Annotated in this window: 13 protein-coding genes; 7 read left to right on the top strand and 6 right to left on the bottom strand. The window is 63.1% G+C overall.

Going from position 1 to position 16,142, the window contains the following annotated elements; genetic code table 11:
* The 6 genes from yidD to AC5RW2_RS35405 form a co-directional block, all read left to right on the top strand.
* A partial coding sequence (gene yidD, locus AC5RW2_RS35430; protein WP_494075075.1) for a membrane protein insertion efficiency factor YidD occupies positions 1-338 on the top strand: 338 nt, incomplete at its 5' end.
* Positions 338-1,303 carry a membrane protein insertase YidC gene (gene yidC / locus AC5RW2_RS35425; RefSeq protein ID WP_494001197.1) on the top strand — a complete coding sequence of 322 codons (966 nt, stop codon included), beginning with the start codon at positions 338-340 and terminating at the stop codon, positions 1,301-1,303. The genes yidD and yidC, both read left to right, overlap by 1 nt.
* Positions 1,300-1,866 (top strand): Jag family protein, encoded by a 567-nt coding sequence (locus AC5RW2_RS35420; protein ID WP_494013441.1) that lies wholly within the window; start codon positions 1,300-1,302, stop codon positions 1,864-1,866. The genes yidC and AC5RW2_RS35420 overlap by 4 nt, the downstream gene beginning before the upstream one ends.
* A gap of 34 nt (positions 1,867-1,900) precedes the next feature.
* Positions 1,901-2,542 (top strand): 16S rRNA (guanine(527)-N(7))-methyltransferase RsmG, encoded by a 642-nt coding sequence (gene rsmG / locus AC5RW2_RS35415; protein WP_494013442.1) that lies wholly within the window; start codon positions 1,901-1,903, stop codon positions 2,540-2,542.
* A 184-nt stretch (positions 2,543-2,726) separates the two neighbouring features.
* A complete protein-coding gene (locus tag AC5RW2_RS35410; RefSeq protein WP_494013769.1) occupies positions 2,727-3,728 on the top strand; it encodes a ParA family protein in 1,002 nt (333 codons plus the stop codon).
* An 84-nt stretch (positions 3,729-3,812) separates the two neighbouring features.
* Complete coding sequence (locus AC5RW2_RS35405; RefSeq protein WP_494075074.1) at positions 3,813-5,090, top strand: ParB/RepB/Spo0J family partition protein; 1,278 nt, start codon at positions 3,813-3,815, stop codon at positions 5,088-5,090.
* Positions 5,091-8,003: 2,913 nt separating this feature from the next.
* Here AC5RW2_RS35405 and AC5RW2_RS35400 read toward each other — a convergent pair.
* From AC5RW2_RS35400 to AC5RW2_RS35375, 6 genes are all read right to left on the bottom strand, one after another.
* A complete protein-coding gene (locus AC5RW2_RS35400) occupies positions 8,004-9,191 on the bottom strand; it encodes an N-acetylmuramoyl-L-alanine amidase (protein ID WP_494075073.1) in 1,188 nt (395 codons plus the stop codon).
* Positions 9,192-9,195: 4 nt separating this feature from the next.
* Positions 9,196-9,522 (bottom strand): thioredoxin, encoded by a 327-nt coding sequence (trxA, locus tag AC5RW2_RS35395; RefSeq protein WP_493978232.1) that lies wholly within the window; start codon positions 9,520-9,522, stop codon positions 9,196-9,198.
* Between the two features lie 23 nt (positions 9,523-9,545).
* On the bottom strand, positions 9,546-10,529 hold the full coding sequence (gene trxB, locus AC5RW2_RS35390; RefSeq protein ID WP_494001192.1) for a thioredoxin-disulfide reductase: 984 nt from the start codon (positions 10,527-10,529) through the stop codon (positions 9,546-9,548).
* Between the two features lie 142 nt (positions 10,530-10,671).
* Positions 10,672-12,198, bottom strand: a complete 1,527-nt coding sequence (locus tag AC5RW2_RS35385) for an ABC transporter substrate-binding protein (protein WP_494075072.1) — start codon at positions 12,196-12,198, stop codon at positions 10,672-10,674.
* A gap of 93 nt (positions 12,199-12,291) precedes the next feature.
* Positions 12,292-13,992, bottom strand: a complete 1,701-nt coding sequence (gene murJ, locus AC5RW2_RS35380; protein ID WP_494023979.1) for a murein biosynthesis integral membrane protein MurJ — start codon at positions 13,990-13,992, stop codon at positions 12,292-12,294.
* Positions 13,993-14,045: 53 nt separating this feature from the next.
* Entirely contained in the window at positions 14,046-14,570 is a 525-nt protein-coding gene (locus AC5RW2_RS35375) for an NUDIX hydrolase (RefSeq protein WP_494075071.1), read from the bottom strand.
* Between the two features lie 103 nt (positions 14,571-14,673).
* Here AC5RW2_RS35375 and AC5RW2_RS35370 point away from each other — a divergent pair, with 103 nt between their 5' ends.
* Entirely contained in the window at positions 14,674-16,140 is a 1,467-nt protein-coding gene (locus AC5RW2_RS35370) for a CCA tRNA nucleotidyltransferase (protein WP_494023980.1), read from the top strand.
* The last annotated feature ends 2 nt before the right edge of the window (positions 16,141-16,142 follow it).

Here is a 16,142-nt window from a genome sequence, read left to right as displayed (position 1 = left end):
CCCTGCAGTATGCGCTGATCGGCGTGCTGCGCGTGTACCGCAAACTCGTTTCGCCCCTGTACGGCCAGGTTTGCCGTTTCTTCCCGTCCTGTTCCGCGTACGCATTGGAAGCAGTGACGGTCCACGGCGCTGCCAAGGGCAGCTGGCTGGCCGCCCGCCGCCTGCTCCGATGCCACCCATGGAACCCCGGCGGCGTGGATCATGTTCCGGCGTCTGTATCCTTCAACCTGTGGCTGCAGGAGAACCCTTCCAGAATCCCCCGGATCGTGGAGCTTAACCACCCATTCATTCCGGCCGACGATGAAGGCCGCGGCGCGGCCCGAGGAGCAAATCAGTAATGGACTTCTTAAACACCATCCTGACCCCGTTCACGTGGGTCGTCTCCGGGATCCTGTGGGCCTTCCACGCCGGCTTCTCCTGGCTTGGGATGGACCCGGCCAACGGCTGGACGTGGACGTTCTCAATCATCGGGCTGGTGCTGGTGATCCGCGCGGCCCTCATTCCGGTCTTCGTCAAGCAGATCAAGGCCCAGCGGGGGATGCAGGCACTGCAGCCCGACCTCCGGAAGCTGCAGCAGAAGTACAAGGGAAAGACCGACCAGCTGTCGCGTCAGGCCATGACGCAGGAGCAGATGGCGCTGTACAAAAAGCACGGCACCAACCCGTTCTCGGCCTGCCTGCCGATGCTGGTGCAGATGCCGTTCTTCTTCGCGCTGTTCAGCGTGCTGAACAACGCTTCGCGCGCCAGCGAGAACGGCGAGGGGATTGGCGCTTTGTCGCCCGAACTCATCCGTCAGTTCGACGACTCGTCCATTTTCGGTGCGCCGCTTTCCGCATCCCTCCTGCACGGGGGCGGGGGCGAGCAGCAGGTCGCCGTGGTCATCCTGTCGATCATCATGATTTTGGCGATGACTGCCTCGCAGTTCATCACGCAGAAGCAGATCATGGCGAAGAACATGTCCGCCGAAGCAATGCAGTCACCGTTCATGAAGCAGCAGCAGATGATGCTCTACATCCTGCCTCTCGTGTTCGGCATCGGCGGCATCAACTTCCCCATCGGTGTGCTGATTTACTGGACAACTACCAACGTGTGGACCATGGCACAGCAGTTCTTCGTGATCCGGCGCATGCCCACTCCGGGTTCGCAGGCTGCCCGCGAACTGGCAGAACGCCGTGCAAAGAAGGGCCTGCCGATGGTACCGCTGCTGGGCGAGCGGAAGACCGAGGCGCCGGCGGCCGATTCCCCGGCAGAGGTGAAAGGCCAGCGCCAGCAGCCACAGCGGAAGAACAGGAAGAAAAAATGAGCAGCGAAAGCGTATCCGAAGTGACTGAAGAACTTCCCGACGAAGAGGCTGCAGCGGACGAACAGCAGGAGGAAGCTGTTTCGAATTCTGCCAAACGTCTGGAAGAAGAAGGAGACGTAGCTGCGGACTACCTGGAAGAGCTGCTCGACATCGCCGATATCGATGGGGACATCGACATCGAGGTCCGCAACGGCCGCACCTACATCTCGATCGTCTCCGAAGAGGAAGACAACGACGCGCTCAAGGCGCTCGTGGGACCGGATGGCGAAGTCCTCGAAGCCTTGCAGGAGCTGGCCCGGTTGTCGGTTCTCACGACGACCGGCAACCGTTCCCGCCTTGTTTTGGACATCACTGGCTACCGCGAAGGACGCAGCGAAGAACTACAGAAGATCGCTGAAGACGCCGTCGCCGAAGCCAAGGAGTCGGGCCGCGATGTAGCGCTCGAGCCGATGAGCGCGTACGAGCGCAAGATCGTCCATGACGCGGTTGCCGAGCTCGGCCTGATCAGCGAATCCGAGGGCGAAGGATCCAACCGCCACATCGTGGTGTCGGTGGAGTCCTGATCTTGTCCGGCGGAATGGTCTGATAGGCAGAGGTATGTCGGTAGTTGAAATGACTGTGGCAGAGTCCAGGGCTGCCCACACGGTTTTCGGTGAACGCCTGGGCCTGGCGGAGCGATACGTTGCGCATTTGGCCACCTCAGGCATCGAACGGGGTTTGCTGGGCCCCCGGGAAGTCCCGAGATTGTGGAACCGGCACGTCCTCAACTGCGCCGTCGTCGCACACCTGATACGGCGCGACGCCGCGGTCGCGGATGTCGGAAGCGGGGCCGGCCTGCCAGGACTGACGTTCGCGTTGGCGCGACCGGACTTGCGTTTGACCCTGATCGAGCCGTTGGAACGAAGGGTTGCCTGGCTCAACGAAGTCATAGAGGATCTCGCGCTGGACAACGTCGCGGTGCTGCGGACGCGGGCAGAGCTGGCGGGGGACGACGTCACAGCTGACGTCGTGACGTCTCGAGCGGTGTCGGCACTCGACAAGCTCGCCCGCCTCTCAATTCCACTGCTGCATGGCACGGGCGAAATGCTGGCAATCAAAGGCCGCAGCGCAGCTGACGAGGTTCAGAAGGCCGAAAAGGTCATCAGGAAGCTCGGTGGCCGAGAAACAGAGGTCTTGACCGTCGGGGACGATCTCTTGGAAGAGCCGACGACGGTAGTCCGCATCCGTGTTGATGCTTGACCTGTTCCCCCACACACCCATGCAGCGCCCCGTGAATCCGGCCGCGCAACGATAGGCTAGGAGAGGTCGGTGGCGGACAGTGAAAGCGGGCGGAATCCAAGTGGCGATCAACAACACGGTGTCGGGTTTCACCGGGACCAAAGCCGAAGAGTCGTCGCACCGCGGAGTGGCTGAACAACCGAACATGGTTGCGCTCGTCCCCCCTAGCGGTCCTGTTTCACGTGAAACTTCCCCTGGGAACGAGGCTGAGATAGCCAACTCCAACATGAAGATAGAGGCTACGGTTTCAAACGTTATGGATTCGATTGACGAAAGCACACCGCTCGCGCAGGAATTGGCGAGCGAAAACCGCCGGCGTGAGAGGCTGAAGGCCAAGGAGCTTCCCAGGCCCGCCCAGACCAGGGTGTTGACGGTCAGCAACCAAAAGGGTGGGGTCGGCAAGACCACGACAACGGTCAATATCGCTGCTGCCCTTGCTACGGCCGGCCTGAACGTCCTGGTCATCGATATCGACCCGCAGGGGAACGCGTCAACAGCGCTCGGGGTCGAGCACCACGCTGACGTCGACAGTATCTACGACGTGCTGATCAACGATATGCCGCTCGGGGACGTGATCGCACAATGCCCCGATATAGCCCACCTCGTCGTCGCACCCGCCACGATTCACCTGGCCGGGGCCGAGATCGAATTGGTGTCGTTGGTGGCCCGTGAACAGCGCCTGCGCCGAGCCATCGAGGTTTACGCGCAGGAACGTGAGACGGCAGGACTGCCCCGGCTGGATTACGTCTTTATCGACTGCCCGCCCAGCCTGGGCCTACTAACAGTTAACGCTTTCGTCGCCGCCCAAGAGGTACTGATTCCCATCCAGTGCGAGTACTACGCCTTGGAGGGGCTGAGCCAGCTCCTCAAGAACATCGAGATGATTCAGAAGCACCTCAACGCTGGATTGGTTGTTTCTACGATCCTGCTGACGATGTACGACGGACGAACAAACCTCGCAGCTCAGGTTGCAGCAGAAGTCCGGGAACATTTCCCGAACGAGGTTTTAAGTGCGGTCGTACCGCGCTCGGTCCGCATCTCGGAGGCTCCGAGTTACCAGCAGACAGTGATCACCTATGATCCGTCGTCCAGCGGGGCCCTTTCCTATCAGGAGGCCGCAGCCGAAATCGCCGAGCGCGGCAAGTAACTGTGAAGGCGTACTGCAACGGTAGAATTACGCCTTAAGCGAGCATGTGCATGCTAGCTCGGCGCATGACGGAAGAGGGTCCAGATGAGTGAAAAACGTCGCGGCTTGGGAAGAGGCCTGGGCGCATTGATACCCAGTGCTCCGGCCCCAGCGGAGACCGAGTCCACCGAGGGGCAGGAAGCCTCCGCCAAACGTCGGACTCAGCGACCCGTAGACGTTTTCTTTCCCGCTTCCAGTCGGAGGGAAGAAGGGGACGCCGCCGTCCTCACGACGACTGACTCCGAGACCGTAACCGGATCGAGCGCCGCGCAGGTAGCCGAAGTGTTGCGGGCCCCGCGAAAGCTTGCGACTACTGGCAGCAAGAAGCCGGCGGCAAATAAGTCTGTGAAGGACGATTCTTCCCGAGCGAATGGCAATGGCGCTGCCGGCGAATCGCACGCTTCCGCCAAGGACTCGGCCGAACCGGTTGGCAGGGGTAGCGCCGGAGCTCCCTCGGCTCCTACCGAAGTTTCAGTTCCACGTGAAACGTCGGGGGCCGACCTAGTCGAGGTTCCCGGTGCCACTTTTGCCGAAGTCCTCGTTACTGCGATCCAGCCAAACCGCAAACAGCCTCGCACCGTCTTCGATGAGGAAGACATGGCGGAGCTGGTGCATTCGATCCGTGAGATCGGCGTCCTCCAGCCGATCGTTGTGCGACCTTCCGATGATGGCGGCGCACAGTACGAGTTGGTCATGGGCGAACGCCGCTGGCGGGCCACCAAGGCTGCCGGCCTGGAAACGATTCCGGCGATCATCAGGTCAACCTCCGACGATGACCTGTTACGGGACGCCCTGCTGGAGAACCTGCACCGCAGCCAGCTGAATCCGCTGGAAGAGGCTGCGGCCTATCAGCAGTTGCTTGATGATTTCGGTTGCACGCATGATGAGCTTGCGGATCGGATCGGTCGGTCAAGGCCGCAGGTCTCCAACACTTTACGGTTGATGAAGCTCCCTCCGCTGGTTCAGCGGCGGGTCGCGGCCGGCGTGTTGAGCGCTGGCCATGCGCGCGCCCTCCTGGGACTCAACGATCCTGGAGAAATGGAGAAGCTGGCGCAAAAGATTGTCGCCGAGGGCCTTTCCGTTCGGGCGACCGAGGAAATCGTTTCCCTGAGCGACGGCGTGCGACGGCCCAAACGCGAAAGCAAGCCCCGTGAGGGAGCTCGGCATGAACGGCTGGACTATCTGGCTAGTTCCCTGTCGGACCGCCTGGACACCAGCGTTAAGATCACCTTGGGTGCCAAGAAGGGCCGCGTAAGCATCGAGTTCGCCAGTGTTGATGACTTGAACCGCATCATGGACGTGCTGAACCCGGCGACGCCATAGCCTTCGTTCCACGTGAAACAATGGGCTCCGTTCCACAAGGACGGAGCCCATTGCTTTGCCCTGAGGTGCAACTCCGGGTTGGTTCGGGTTCGCTGACGTGCTTGGTACAGATCGCTTAAGCAAGCCTGTTGCCCTAGTTTGTAGAACCCTCGGCCGAATATCCGGTCTCGCCTGGACTTTTGGCAGCTGCACCCAGTGCGGAGTGTGGGAAGGGGCAGGGGAGTGTCGATTCCCCTCTTCCCATTAGGGATTGGACCCCCGTTCTTGTGAGAACTCTGTTTCCGACTTCGACGTCTGTTTGGCGCGTTCTGCTAGCTCGTCGACGTGGCGCTAGCAAGCCGGGTCGAAACTCTGGCGCCCGGGAGCAACGACACGTGGCATTCTTGGCCTCCAAAACGGTGAAGGAAGGGCCGGGTGCGTAGTAGCAATTGCGCCCGCTCATATGCACCTGCCGCATAGTAGGTTTGGGAATGGCTGGAGGCGGCACATTTCAACGCCCGTAGCAGTAAGAGATATGCACATCAAATCCTGGCCACTACGGGCCGACTAGGTGAGGTTGCAGAATCGGTAGGCTGCATGGGTTCGTCCTCGGAAAGCGTGTTCGGGACGAGCAGGTGTAGTCCTGGCTCGCACGTCAACGTCGCCATTCTTGGGGCTAAGCCTCACCGGCCAGGCTCTGTCTCTTCCCCCGAAGGGCGACGCTGACATCCGACCGCTCCGAGCAACAAGAAGGTGAGCAGGCTCAGCCGAGCAAGGGAGAGGTTAGTTTCACGTGAAACTCCGCTGCAGGCGCTGGATCATGACTGAACCGCCCAGCCCCGCCCCTTCAGGCACCTGGCAATTGTGTCATTTGGACAACTAGCATCCGAGATTAGTGCGCCGCGCTTGAGGCATAAGTTCTTGATATGAGCCTCACCCCCACTGTACCCTCATGTCGTACTTTGCCGGCGGTGAGCAGCGGCCTCCTGTGTTGGAGATGACGCTTCAGCCCCCGTTTCGCAGGAGTGTTCAATGGTGGCAATTGGGCAAATGCTCTTTCCGAATGTGCTGATGGAAGTAGAGCAGCAGCAAGGGCGGTGGATGCTGGGTTATGCAGCGAAGTGTTTCACGTGAAACCTGGGCAGTAGTTGGGATCTTATCCTCGGCGTACCACGTGGTGGCGGCAGTGGAAAGTCCCATACACGTCGGTTGTTCAACTGTCGCCCGGACCGCAGCCCAGTCCTTTCGGGGGCATGCATACTCCGCGTAGTCGCGGGAGCTTAGGTCTAACTGTAGGGGAGGGCTGGCACCGTAACACCAAACCCCAAGGAGAAAAAGCGTGTTTCACGTGAAACCAGGGAGCGGCAGAGCAGAACCGGAAAGTGGACTAGCGAGGCGTCGGTGGTCGCCACTTGCTCTCTGGAGCAACTCTTGACCAGAAGCCCCTCACGAGCACTGCATTTCAGGTGCACGGCGACAGTAGCCGCCAGGCTAGCAGCATCTTGCCTTGCCAGGCAGCCGTTGAGCGGGAAGGAATTCTGGATGGTATCGGCTCTAGTCCGTGACCGTAGCTGCGGACAACCAGATGGAAGGGGTAGACATGGCTCTCCCACTGCTCTTTCCGAAAGAGTCGGGAGAGCTGACCCTTTCTGTTGCTTCCCTATCCCAAATTTCGAGGCGTGCGCGGGGCGTCGGCCGGCGCAATAGCGCTCGTCGGAGTGGCCAGCAGACAATCGATCCTAGTGCGCAGCATCGTTTGGCCCGCAAAGCGACCCCATATGTTTCACGTGGAACGAACCACGCTGGGTTCGGCCAAGTGGGAGGTCCTAAGCATCAATGATCCAGGCCCGACGGCTGGCGGTTTGCCGCATGAAACCCAAGAACGCTCGCCAAAAGACGGTCAGCGTACTCGAACCTGGCGAAGGGCTCGATTGTCCCGAGCGCTAGGGCGTGGCCGCCGGTCGTCTCAGCGACGGAATTACGGTCGCGTGGATGTGCTGCATAGTTGGACGGGCAGGAGATTGAGCGTGCCCACCGCACGCAGTGGATGAAGCGATCGCACTCCAGCTTGTCTTCCTTGAGTGATGGGGCCTGATCCCGGGGTGGCGGCACGAAGGGGCTAGCCCCGGGATCCTCCCAGTGGAACCGTATGGCCTCGACGCTGCCTCACATGCAGGGCCGTTATCGCGCTAATTCGGACGATAATGCTTGCTCGCGTCCTTTCACCACGGGCGAGGTCGAGCGTTCTCGCCCTCCATGCGAGAGCAGGAAGATGTGAGGAGGCACTGGAGAGGCCTCGGACGCCGATCCTTGTCGCATGTCGAAGCACTTAAAAGCCCCAGCCTTGGAAAGGCGTGCAGTCGCGATCCCAGCTTTCGCCGAGGCACGACGGGGAGCCGCGTGCGATGACAGGGACGTCGCTGACCGCTTTGGACACAGAAATGGCCCTTGCTGTAAGTTTCACGTGGAACGATGCACAATCCGGGTCCGCCCGGTGCAGCCGTTTCTAGATGCTTCGTCTGATGAAGGATAGGCGGGATCCGAGGAGGACAGTCCGGACCTGGGGGGAAACGGCAACCGGTTCTCACAGTCGACAGGCCGATAGCGGGGGAGAGGCGAACTCCGGTCACAGGCTTCCAATACCCGCGTATTCGCAGCCAGGCACCTACGGAGGAGCAAGGACGACAGCGACTCCCACTTTTGAGTGCAACAAGAACGATAGTGCCAGACGGATATCCAGTAGCTGTGGAAGTACCCACGTTGTCGTACTTCCCGGTCCGTGGGAGGCAATGGCCTCTGGGTCATACCCCGGGTGCAGCGGGGAGCCGGGACGAGGAAACGGTTAGCGGTACGTTTCGTTTCACGTGAAACGGCCGACAAGGAAAACCTGCCGCCGCTGTTCCACGTGAAACAAGAGACTGAGCCGCGCGGGAGTCAGGTACCCGGATTGAAGCGGAGAACGTCGTCGAGAGCCAAGGTGCCTGTCGGCTCGTCGTCCTCTTCCAGCAGATAAAGCCGCTGGATGGCGATGACAATAGAATCGGCCAAGACCTGCCGGTAAATAGGATCAGCGAGCCGGCGGGAGTCGAACGGGCTGCTCAAATAACCGAGATCCAGCTGCACCGAGGGGGTGCTGGGCAGGCGCAGGATATCCCAGCTGCGACCGTGGATACCCAGGTTGGTAGACCCTGTGCGGGCCACGATCTCCTTCAGGATAAGTTCGCCGGCGCGGTGCCCAATGGGAGAACGCACTTCACCTGATTCAGGACGGCCCCAAAAAAAGGCGCTGACGCCGTTGGCTGCCTCTTGCGGCAACCAGTCACAGTGGAGGGCAATGCTCAAGCTCGGAGAAGACCTTTTGATAAGCAAAGTCCGGTCTAAACCACCGCCGTCGGTTGGCTTGGCAACGATTTCCACGCTGGCACCGAGCTCGGTCAGGATCTTCTTTACGCGGCTGGCGACGTCGCCGGCGACGAGTTTCTCGGTCAGACGACTGCCGGAGGCAACGTCGGGGCTGTCTGCCCAGTGCGCTGCGCCGGCGCCGGGAGCGAGGGTGATAGTCCGGCCGCGCAGTGCCGCAGAGGCTTGGTTGAGCCGTTCGTAATCCCGGAGCGAGAACGCCTGGCTCGGACTGATCGTCCTATTAATGCGCTCCATCGAGGCAGTCAACTGTTGATCCGCGACGCCGGAAGGTTCGAGCCCCAGATTCAGCTGCAGCTCGCGGACCGCGTGGTAGGTCCGCTCCCCATACTCGCCATCGATGTGACCGTAGTAGAAGCCGAGGAACGACAATTGGCGCTGGAGCTCGGTGACGTCGTCGCCACGAAGAGGCGACGCGTCCAGCGTGAATATCAGCGGACGGTCCCCGAGCTTGAACTGTGCCTCCGCCAGGGCTCGTTCGGTCTCCTGACCGACCACGCCGTCAACCATCAGCCCCCGGGCCTGCTGGAAGGTGCGTACGGCCGCATCTACATGGTCGTCAAAGACGGTGGGGTTGTTTACTTGATCCGGCGCTAAATAGGCCATGGAAATGCCAGCGCGTAGTAGCCCTTCACGAAGGGCTACTACGCGTCGACTATCGTCTGAACGGCGCAGGCTCTGGTCTGCAGCGTCGTTTTCCATCTGGCTAGTTAAGGAATTCTGCGAATTCCTGCTCAATGACCTGCTTCGGCTTGGCGCCGATGGATGTCGCGGCCACCGCGCCGTCCTTGAAGACATAGACGGCTGGGATGGAGGTGATACCGTACTGGGCTGCGGTGGCCGGGTTGTCGTCCACGTTGAGCTTGACGACCTCTACCTTGTCGGAATGCTCAGCAGCGATGTCATCGAGAATCGGCGACAGCATGCGGCAGGGACCGCACCACTCCGCCCAGAAATCGACGATCACGGGCTTGGCGGACTGCAGGACATCCGCGTCGAAAGTAGCGTCCGTGACATCTTTTGCGTTGCTCATGCTTTTCTCCTTTTACAACCGGTTCAGACTGTTGCGGGTTCGGCGACGTCGGCCAAGGTGTCTGCGCGCTCAGCGAGATAGTGTTCCACATCGATGGCAGCCGCACAGCCGCTGCCCGAGGCGGTGATGGCCTGGCGGTAGGTGGGGTCAATAACGTCGCCGGCAGCGAAGACGCCCGGCAGGGAGGTGCGGGACGACCGGCCCTCGACGGCGATCGTGCCCTCGGGCGTCAGTTCCAGCTGGTCCTTGACCAGGGAGACCCGGGGATCGTTGCCGATGGCGACAAACACGCCGGTTACCGGCAGCACCGACTCGGAACCGTCGACCGTGTTCTTGAGCTTCAGCGCGCTGACCTTGGTGTCGCCTTCAAGCCCGACGACTTCCGAGTTCCACACGAACTTGATCTTCTCGTGGGCCAGGGCACGGTCCTGCATGATCTTCGAGGCACGCAGGGTGTCCCGCCGGTGGACCACCGTGACAGACTCCGCGAACTTGGTCAGGAAGAGGGCCTCTTCCATCGCGGAGTCGCCGCCGCCGATGACGGCGATGTTCTGGCCCTTGAAGAAGAAACCGTCACAGGTTGCGCACCAGCTGACGCCGTGGCCGGCCAGGCGCTTTTCGTCGGGCAGCCCCAGTTCCCGGTAAGCGGAACCGGTGGAGATAATCACGGACCGGGCCAGGAAGGTTTCGCCGGAGCCGATGGTGACCTTCTTGACCGGACCTTCCAGTTCAAGGCTCGTGACGTCTTCAAACAGGATCTCGGTGCCGAAGCGCTCGGCCTGCTTCTGGAAGTTCTCCATCAGCTCGGGACCCAGGATGCCGTCAGGGAACCCGGGGTAGTTTTCCACGTCGGTGGTGTTCATCAGCTCGCCGCCTGCCTCTACGGAGCTGGCGATGAGCAGTGGCTTGAGATTGGCACGCGCGGTGTAAACAGCTGCCGTGTAGCCGGCCGGACCGGACCCAACGATGATGACGTCGCGGACGGACGGTGTGGTATCTGTGCTCACTGCCTGCGAACCTCTTCCTCTGATGTTGATGTAACCCTAAGGGCCGGCCACCCCAAAGGAGCGGTTAGCCCGGCACTTGTCTCAACGGCCGGTGCCCCCGGCTTATTCCGGGGAGGTTATTGAGCAGCCGCTCCTGAACGGGCTAGGAGACTTCGATCTCGGCCATGCGGATGCCGAAGGGCATGCCGCCCATGGGGTTGGACAGCCTCGGCAACTGCGTGAAGTTGATCAGGACGTACTGCGCTTTGGGCGCCGCGCCGTCCTGTTCAGGCACCGGAATAGTGGTCTTCTGTGCCGTGAAGCTTCCCTGCGCGACCTGGTCGGCGCCGTCCAGCGTCGGTTCATCGTTCAGGAGCACGGAGAAGTTCCCTCCGGTGCCGCTCAGTTGGGTCAACACTACCGAGCTGATGCTTGAGGACTCTTCCAGCTCGACAACCAGCGCCATGTTTCCGGCGTAGCCGCCGAACTGGTCCGACGCGTACTGGTAACTTGCCCAGTAAGTGGCGGGGTTGCCGTCGATGGCTTCGGGCAGTTTGCCGTCGTTCTCCACGTCGAGTTCCGGCAAGTCCGGAACCTGACGGGTGAGACCGGCGATGACCGGCACGACGACTTCATCGGCCGGAGCCGACGTTTCTTCTGCCGCACCGGTCTCTGCGGGGCCGGACGCGGCCGCGGTTTCGTTTCCGCCCTGTGAGCCGCCGGCGACGGGGCCGCCGCGGAACAGATTCAGCTGGCTCACCGCCACCACGATCGCGATCACCAGCAAGACGGCGAGCAGCCCGCCCACCAGCAACCTGGAAGACCTCGGGCTGTTGCGTTCCTCGTCGTCGTATTCGTCGTACTCGTAGTCATCGACCGCGGGTTCGCTGCTGCTGCGTGCGGCGGACGGGAACATGCCGGCCGACCGCACACCGGTCGTGTCATCGTCCCCGGGCCACAAGCTGACTTTGGGCTTGTCTGCCGGAGCCGGAGCCGCAGCCGGCCGGCCGGCCGCCGGAGCCTGCGACACCGGCGCCGTGGCGGGGCTCGCGGCCCGCGGAGCCGGGGGAGCGGAGGGCGGCGGCGGCACGTGCGCCCCGGCAGATGCTGCGGCGGCCGCAGCTCCCGCAGCGGGCCCGGCGCCGGAGGCCGGGGTTCCAGGACGGGCGCCGAACCGGGGCTTGGACGTCCCGTCAGTGCCGTTCCGGCCCAATTTGGGCAGGTCGAGCTTGTTCAGCCTCTCGCGCAGGCTCTGCCGAGGCTCTTCGTCGTAGTCCTCGTACTCGTATTCGTCCTCATACGGCTCCGGCTCCGTGGAACGGGCCTGGCCGAAGATTTCCGAACCGAGTGTGTCGGTGAAGAAGGGCTCTACATACGGCCCGTCCTGCTGAATGACCAGGTCCAGCAGGTCGGCCGCCTGGGCCCCGTTGGTCACCAGGTAGGTGAACCCGTCGGCATTGCCGAGGTCCAGCACCTGGACGTTGCCCGCCCGTTCGCCGGTGGCGATCTCGCGGGCGCTCATGGCGACCTGGCTGGCATTCTCCGGCGCTGCCACCAGGATGCTGACCGGCCGATTGAGCACCTGGTCAATGCCGTCCAGGACCAGATCGTTTTCGGCGGACGCAAGCACTTGGGCAGTGACCTTGTAACGGCCACCAAGCAGCATGCCCACATCAACTGGCTGCGGCACTAGTTCCTCCCGGCGAAATGTCCTGGGCGGGTGCCCGTGACTGGATAATTTGGTTTCCATGCTATCCGCTGCCGGACCCGATACCCGCTTCTGTCAGGCGCGTCCGGGCAACCGATTAAGTAACGGCCGCAGGAAGTCCTGCAGCTCCTCGACCCGAAGCACGCGCAGGAGCAGCAGGTATACCGCGGCCATGACCAGCCCGACGACGGCGATGGTCACCATGGCGGTAGCGATGGACTGCCAGGCGAATCCGCCGTTGGCGTAACCGCCGAACAGCCACAGGACCGCTGCGCCCACCAATCCGGAGCCCAGGCCGGCATAACCGAGCCGGATGTAGGTATCCACGACGCGGCCCGCGCCGTAGTCGCCCAGCCGGCGGCGGGCAAAGTGGTGGGCAAGGACCGCCGAGACCACGTGGAACACCGTGAACAGCAGCGCCAGCGCGTAGACCACCAGGGTGGGATCGATCAACCAGGCGATCAGCACGGCCAGCACCACCGACGCGCCGGAGCAGATCGCCTGCATGATCAATGGCGTTTTGGCGTCTTCCTCCGCATAGAACACCCGGCCCAGGAAGAAGTAGATGCTCATGAAGGGCATGCCGGCCGCGAGGATGGTCAGCACCTGGCCCATCGACGCCGCGGAAGCCGCCGCGGTAGGGCCTGACCCGGCAAACAACCGGGCCAGGGGGCCGGCCAGCACCACCACGGAGGCGGCCCCGAAGACGGTGGCGACGCCGATAGTGCGCAGCCCCGAGTTCACGGTGTGCCGCACGTCGTCCACCGCCCCGATCGATTGCTGGCGGGACAACTGGTTGAACAGCACCGTGGCCACCGAGAGGACGAAGACCGAATGCGGCAGCATGGCGATCAGTTGGGCGGTATTCAGGGCGTACTCGCCGGGGACCGAGGCGCCGGGCCCCGCCAGCTCGGCGCGCGCGGCCGTGGCGCCGGAGGCGATGGACCCGTAGAAGAGGTAGGCGGTGTTGGCGATGACCATGGTGGCCAGGCTCCACATTGCCACCCTTCCGGTGGCGGCGAAGCCCATGCCGCGCCAGCCGAGCTTGAGCTTGAGGCCCATCCCCAGCCGTCCCAGCGGCCACAACAGGATCAGCGCCTGCAGCACGATGCCCAGCGTGGTGCCGCCGGCCAGCACCATCGTCTGGGCGCCGGTCCAGAGCTCCGGGTTGTCCTTGCCGGGCAGGTAGCGGCCGTACAGTGCGATGTACAGCGCCAGCGTGCCGATGGCGACGACGTTGTTCAGGGCGGGGGCCCACATGTACCAGCCGAACCGGCCGTGGGCGTTGAGCACCTGGCCCACCACGGCATACAGCCCGTAGAAAAAGATTTGCGGCAGGCACCACACGGCGAAGACGGTGCCGAGTTCCAGCATGACCGGCGTCCAGCCGCGGGTCAGGACGGAGATGATCGGCGCGGCCAGCAGGGTCGCCAGCAGCGCGATCCCGGCCAGCACCAGCAGCGTCAGGCTCAGCAGCCGGCTGACGAAGTCCGCCCCGCCGTCGCTCTTCTGGCTGGCCTTGATGATCTGCGGCACCAGCACCACGTTGAACACCCCGCCCGCCAGCAGCAGGTAGATGATGTTCGGGATGGTGTTGGCCTTCTCGAAGATGTCGCCCATCGTCGTGTTGGCGCCGATCGCGACCGCCAGCAAGGCGGTGCGGACAAACCCCAAAACGCGGGACACCATGGTCCCGGCCGCCATGATGGCACTGGACTTGGCTGTGCTGTGCTGCTGCACGGACGGGCTGGGGGAGGGGGTCTGGGTCTCGGACATCGTCCTCTATGTTCTCACCTGAAAACGGCCGGATTGCCGGATCCGGCCGGGGCTCAAAGGTGCCCGGGCAGGACTTCCCGGGCCAGGTCCACGATCCGCCGCTCGTTGGGGAAGGACAGCTTCCGGCCCAACTCCGCCAGCGGAACCCAGGCCACGTCCACTGCCTCATGGTCCGGATCATTCTCGATCGTCAACAGGCCGCCGGTGGCCTCAAGCAGGAAATGGTGCACGGTCTTGTGGACGCGGTGGCCGCTGACGGTGAACCAGTAATCGATGCTGCCCAGCGTGGCCAGCACGCGGCCCTTGATCCCTGTTTCTTCTTCGACTTCCCGGACGGCGGCCTCTTCATTGGTCTCCCGGCCCTCGGGGTGGCCCTTGGGCAGGCACCACTCGAGCCGGCCACCGCGGTTGAAGCGGGCGATGATCGCCACGTTCAGGTTTGGGGTCGACGTATCGACCACCACGCCGCCGGCCGAGATCTCCTCGACGGTGGGCAGGGAATGGTGTCCGGGCGCGGCGCTGCCCACTGACGCTGTCAGCGGGGTGCGCTTCGGGGCGCTCGGAACCGGGTGTGCCATGCAGTCCACTCTAACGATTTTTGTTAGGGGCCGATGATGCCGGGGCCGAGCCGCCGGGACTTTGTTAAACATCGCGCCCCGCATCTGGCACGCTTAAGTCACTATGGTTCACCTTTTTGGTTCGCAGTTCGCATCAGCACCCGGTTCCAGCGTCCCGTCCCTGCCGTTGCCGGACGTCGTGATCGAACTGGGAGAACTGTTTGCGGCAGCGGGCCACGAACTCTCGCTGGTCGGCGGACCGGTGCGCGACCTGTTCCTGGGCCGGATCTCCCCGGACCTCGATTTCACCACCGACGCCGATCCGGATGCCACCATCGCCGTCGTCGGGAAGTGGGCGGACAAGTTCTGGGAGATTGGCCGCGATTTCGGGACCATCGGCCTGCGCAAGGGCCAGCACATGATTGAGGTGACCACCTATCGGGCCGAGGCCTACGACCCGGATTCCCGCAAGCCGGTAGTGGCTTTTGGGACGTCCCTGGAGGACGACCTGTTCCGCCGCGACTTCACCATGAATGCCATGGCGCTGCGGCTGCCGTCGCTGGAACTGGTGGATCCGCACGGCGGCGTCAAGGACCTCCACGCGGGCGTGCTGCGCACCCCGGGCGCGCCGTCGGCGTCGTTCTCCGATGACCCCCTCCGGATGATGCGAGCCGCGCGGTTCGCCTCCCAGCTCAACGTGGCCGTGGCACCCGAGGTGGAGGAGGCCATGACGGACATGGCCGCGCGGATCGAAATCATCTCCGCCGAACGCGTCCGCGACGAACTGACCAAGCTGATCAACGGCAAGGACCCGCGCGCCGGCGTGGACCTGCTGGTGGACACCGGCCTGGCGGATTACGTGCTGCCCGAGGTCGCGGCACTGCGGCTGGAGATCGATGAGCACCACCGGCACAAGGACGTCTACCAGCACTCGCTCACCGTGTTGGAGCAGGCCTGTGCCTTGGAGACGGACGACGACGGCGCGGTGCCGGGTCCGGACTTCGTCCTGCGGTTCGCGGCCCTGATGCACGACGTCGGCAAACCGGCTACCCGCCGGTTCGAACCCTCCGGTGCGGTCAGCTTCCGCCACCACGACGTGGTGGGCTCCAAGCTCACCGCCAAGCGGATGAAGAAACTGCGTTTCGACAACGAGACCATCAAGGCGGTGTCCCGGCTGGTGGAACTGCACATGCGCTTCTACGGCTACGGGGAGGCGGGATGGACGGATTCGGCCGTGCGCCGCTACGTCAACGACGCCGGACCGCTGCTTGAGCGGCTGCACCGGCTGACCCGCTCCGACGTGACCACGCGGAACAAGCGCAAGGCGGAGCGGCTCGCCTTCGCCTACGACGACCTGGAGCAGCGGATTGCCACGCTGAAGGAGCAGGAGCAAATGGACGCCGTCCGGCCGGATTTGGACGGCGCCCAGATCATGGCGTTGCTCGGGATCCAGCCCGGCCCGCTGGTCGGCCGGGCCTACAAGTTCCTGCTGGAAGAGCGGCTGGAGAACGGTCCGGCGGCGCAGGAAGAGGCAGAAGCGAAACTGCTGGCCTGGTGGCGGACGCAGCCGGAATACGCGGAGCAGGCATAGCC

This window comes from Arthrobacter sp. B0316-1-20 (genome assembly GCF_059091865.1).
Note: the sequence above shows the minus strand (reverse complement) of the source record. Positions and strands in the feature narration are given on the sequence as shown.

Coding starts and splice junctions, on each gene's coding strand:
- AC5RW2_RS35400 (WP_494075073.1), bottom strand. CDS start 9,191: ATGGAAAACGACGCTGCAGACCAGAGCCTGCGCCGTTCAGACGATAGT.
- AC5RW2_RS35410 (WP_494013769.1), top strand. CDS start 2,727: ATGGTTGCGCTCGTCCCCCCTAGCGGTCCTGTTTCACGTGAAACTTCC.
- AC5RW2_RS35405 (WP_494075074.1), top strand. CDS start 3,813: ATGAGTGAAAAACGTCGCGGCTTGGGAAGAGGCCTGGGCGCATTGATA.
- AC5RW2_RS35375 (WP_494075071.1), bottom strand. CDS start 14,570: ATGGCACACCCGGTTCCGAGCGCCCCGAAGCGCACCCCGCTGACAGCG.
- AC5RW2_RS35370 (WP_494023980.1), top strand. CDS start 14,674: ATGGTTCACCTTTTTGGTTCGCAGTTCGCATCAGCACCCGGTTCCAGC.
- trxA (WP_493978232.1), bottom strand. CDS start 9,522: ATGAGCAACGCAAAAGATGTCACGGACGCTACTTTCGACGCGGATGTC.
- rsmG (WP_494013442.1), top strand. CDS start 1,901: ATGTCGGTAGTTGAAATGACTGTGGCAGAGTCCAGGGCTGCCCACACG.
- yidC (WP_494001197.1), top strand. CDS start 338: ATGGACTTCTTAAACACCATCCTGACCCCGTTCACGTGGGTCGTCTCC.
- AC5RW2_RS35420 (WP_494013441.1), top strand. CDS start 1,300: ATGAGCAGCGAAAGCGTATCCGAAGTGACTGAAGAACTTCCCGACGAA.
- murJ (WP_494023979.1), bottom strand. CDS start 13,992: ATGTCCGAGACCCAGACCCCCTCCCCCAGCCCGTCCGTGCAGCAGCAC.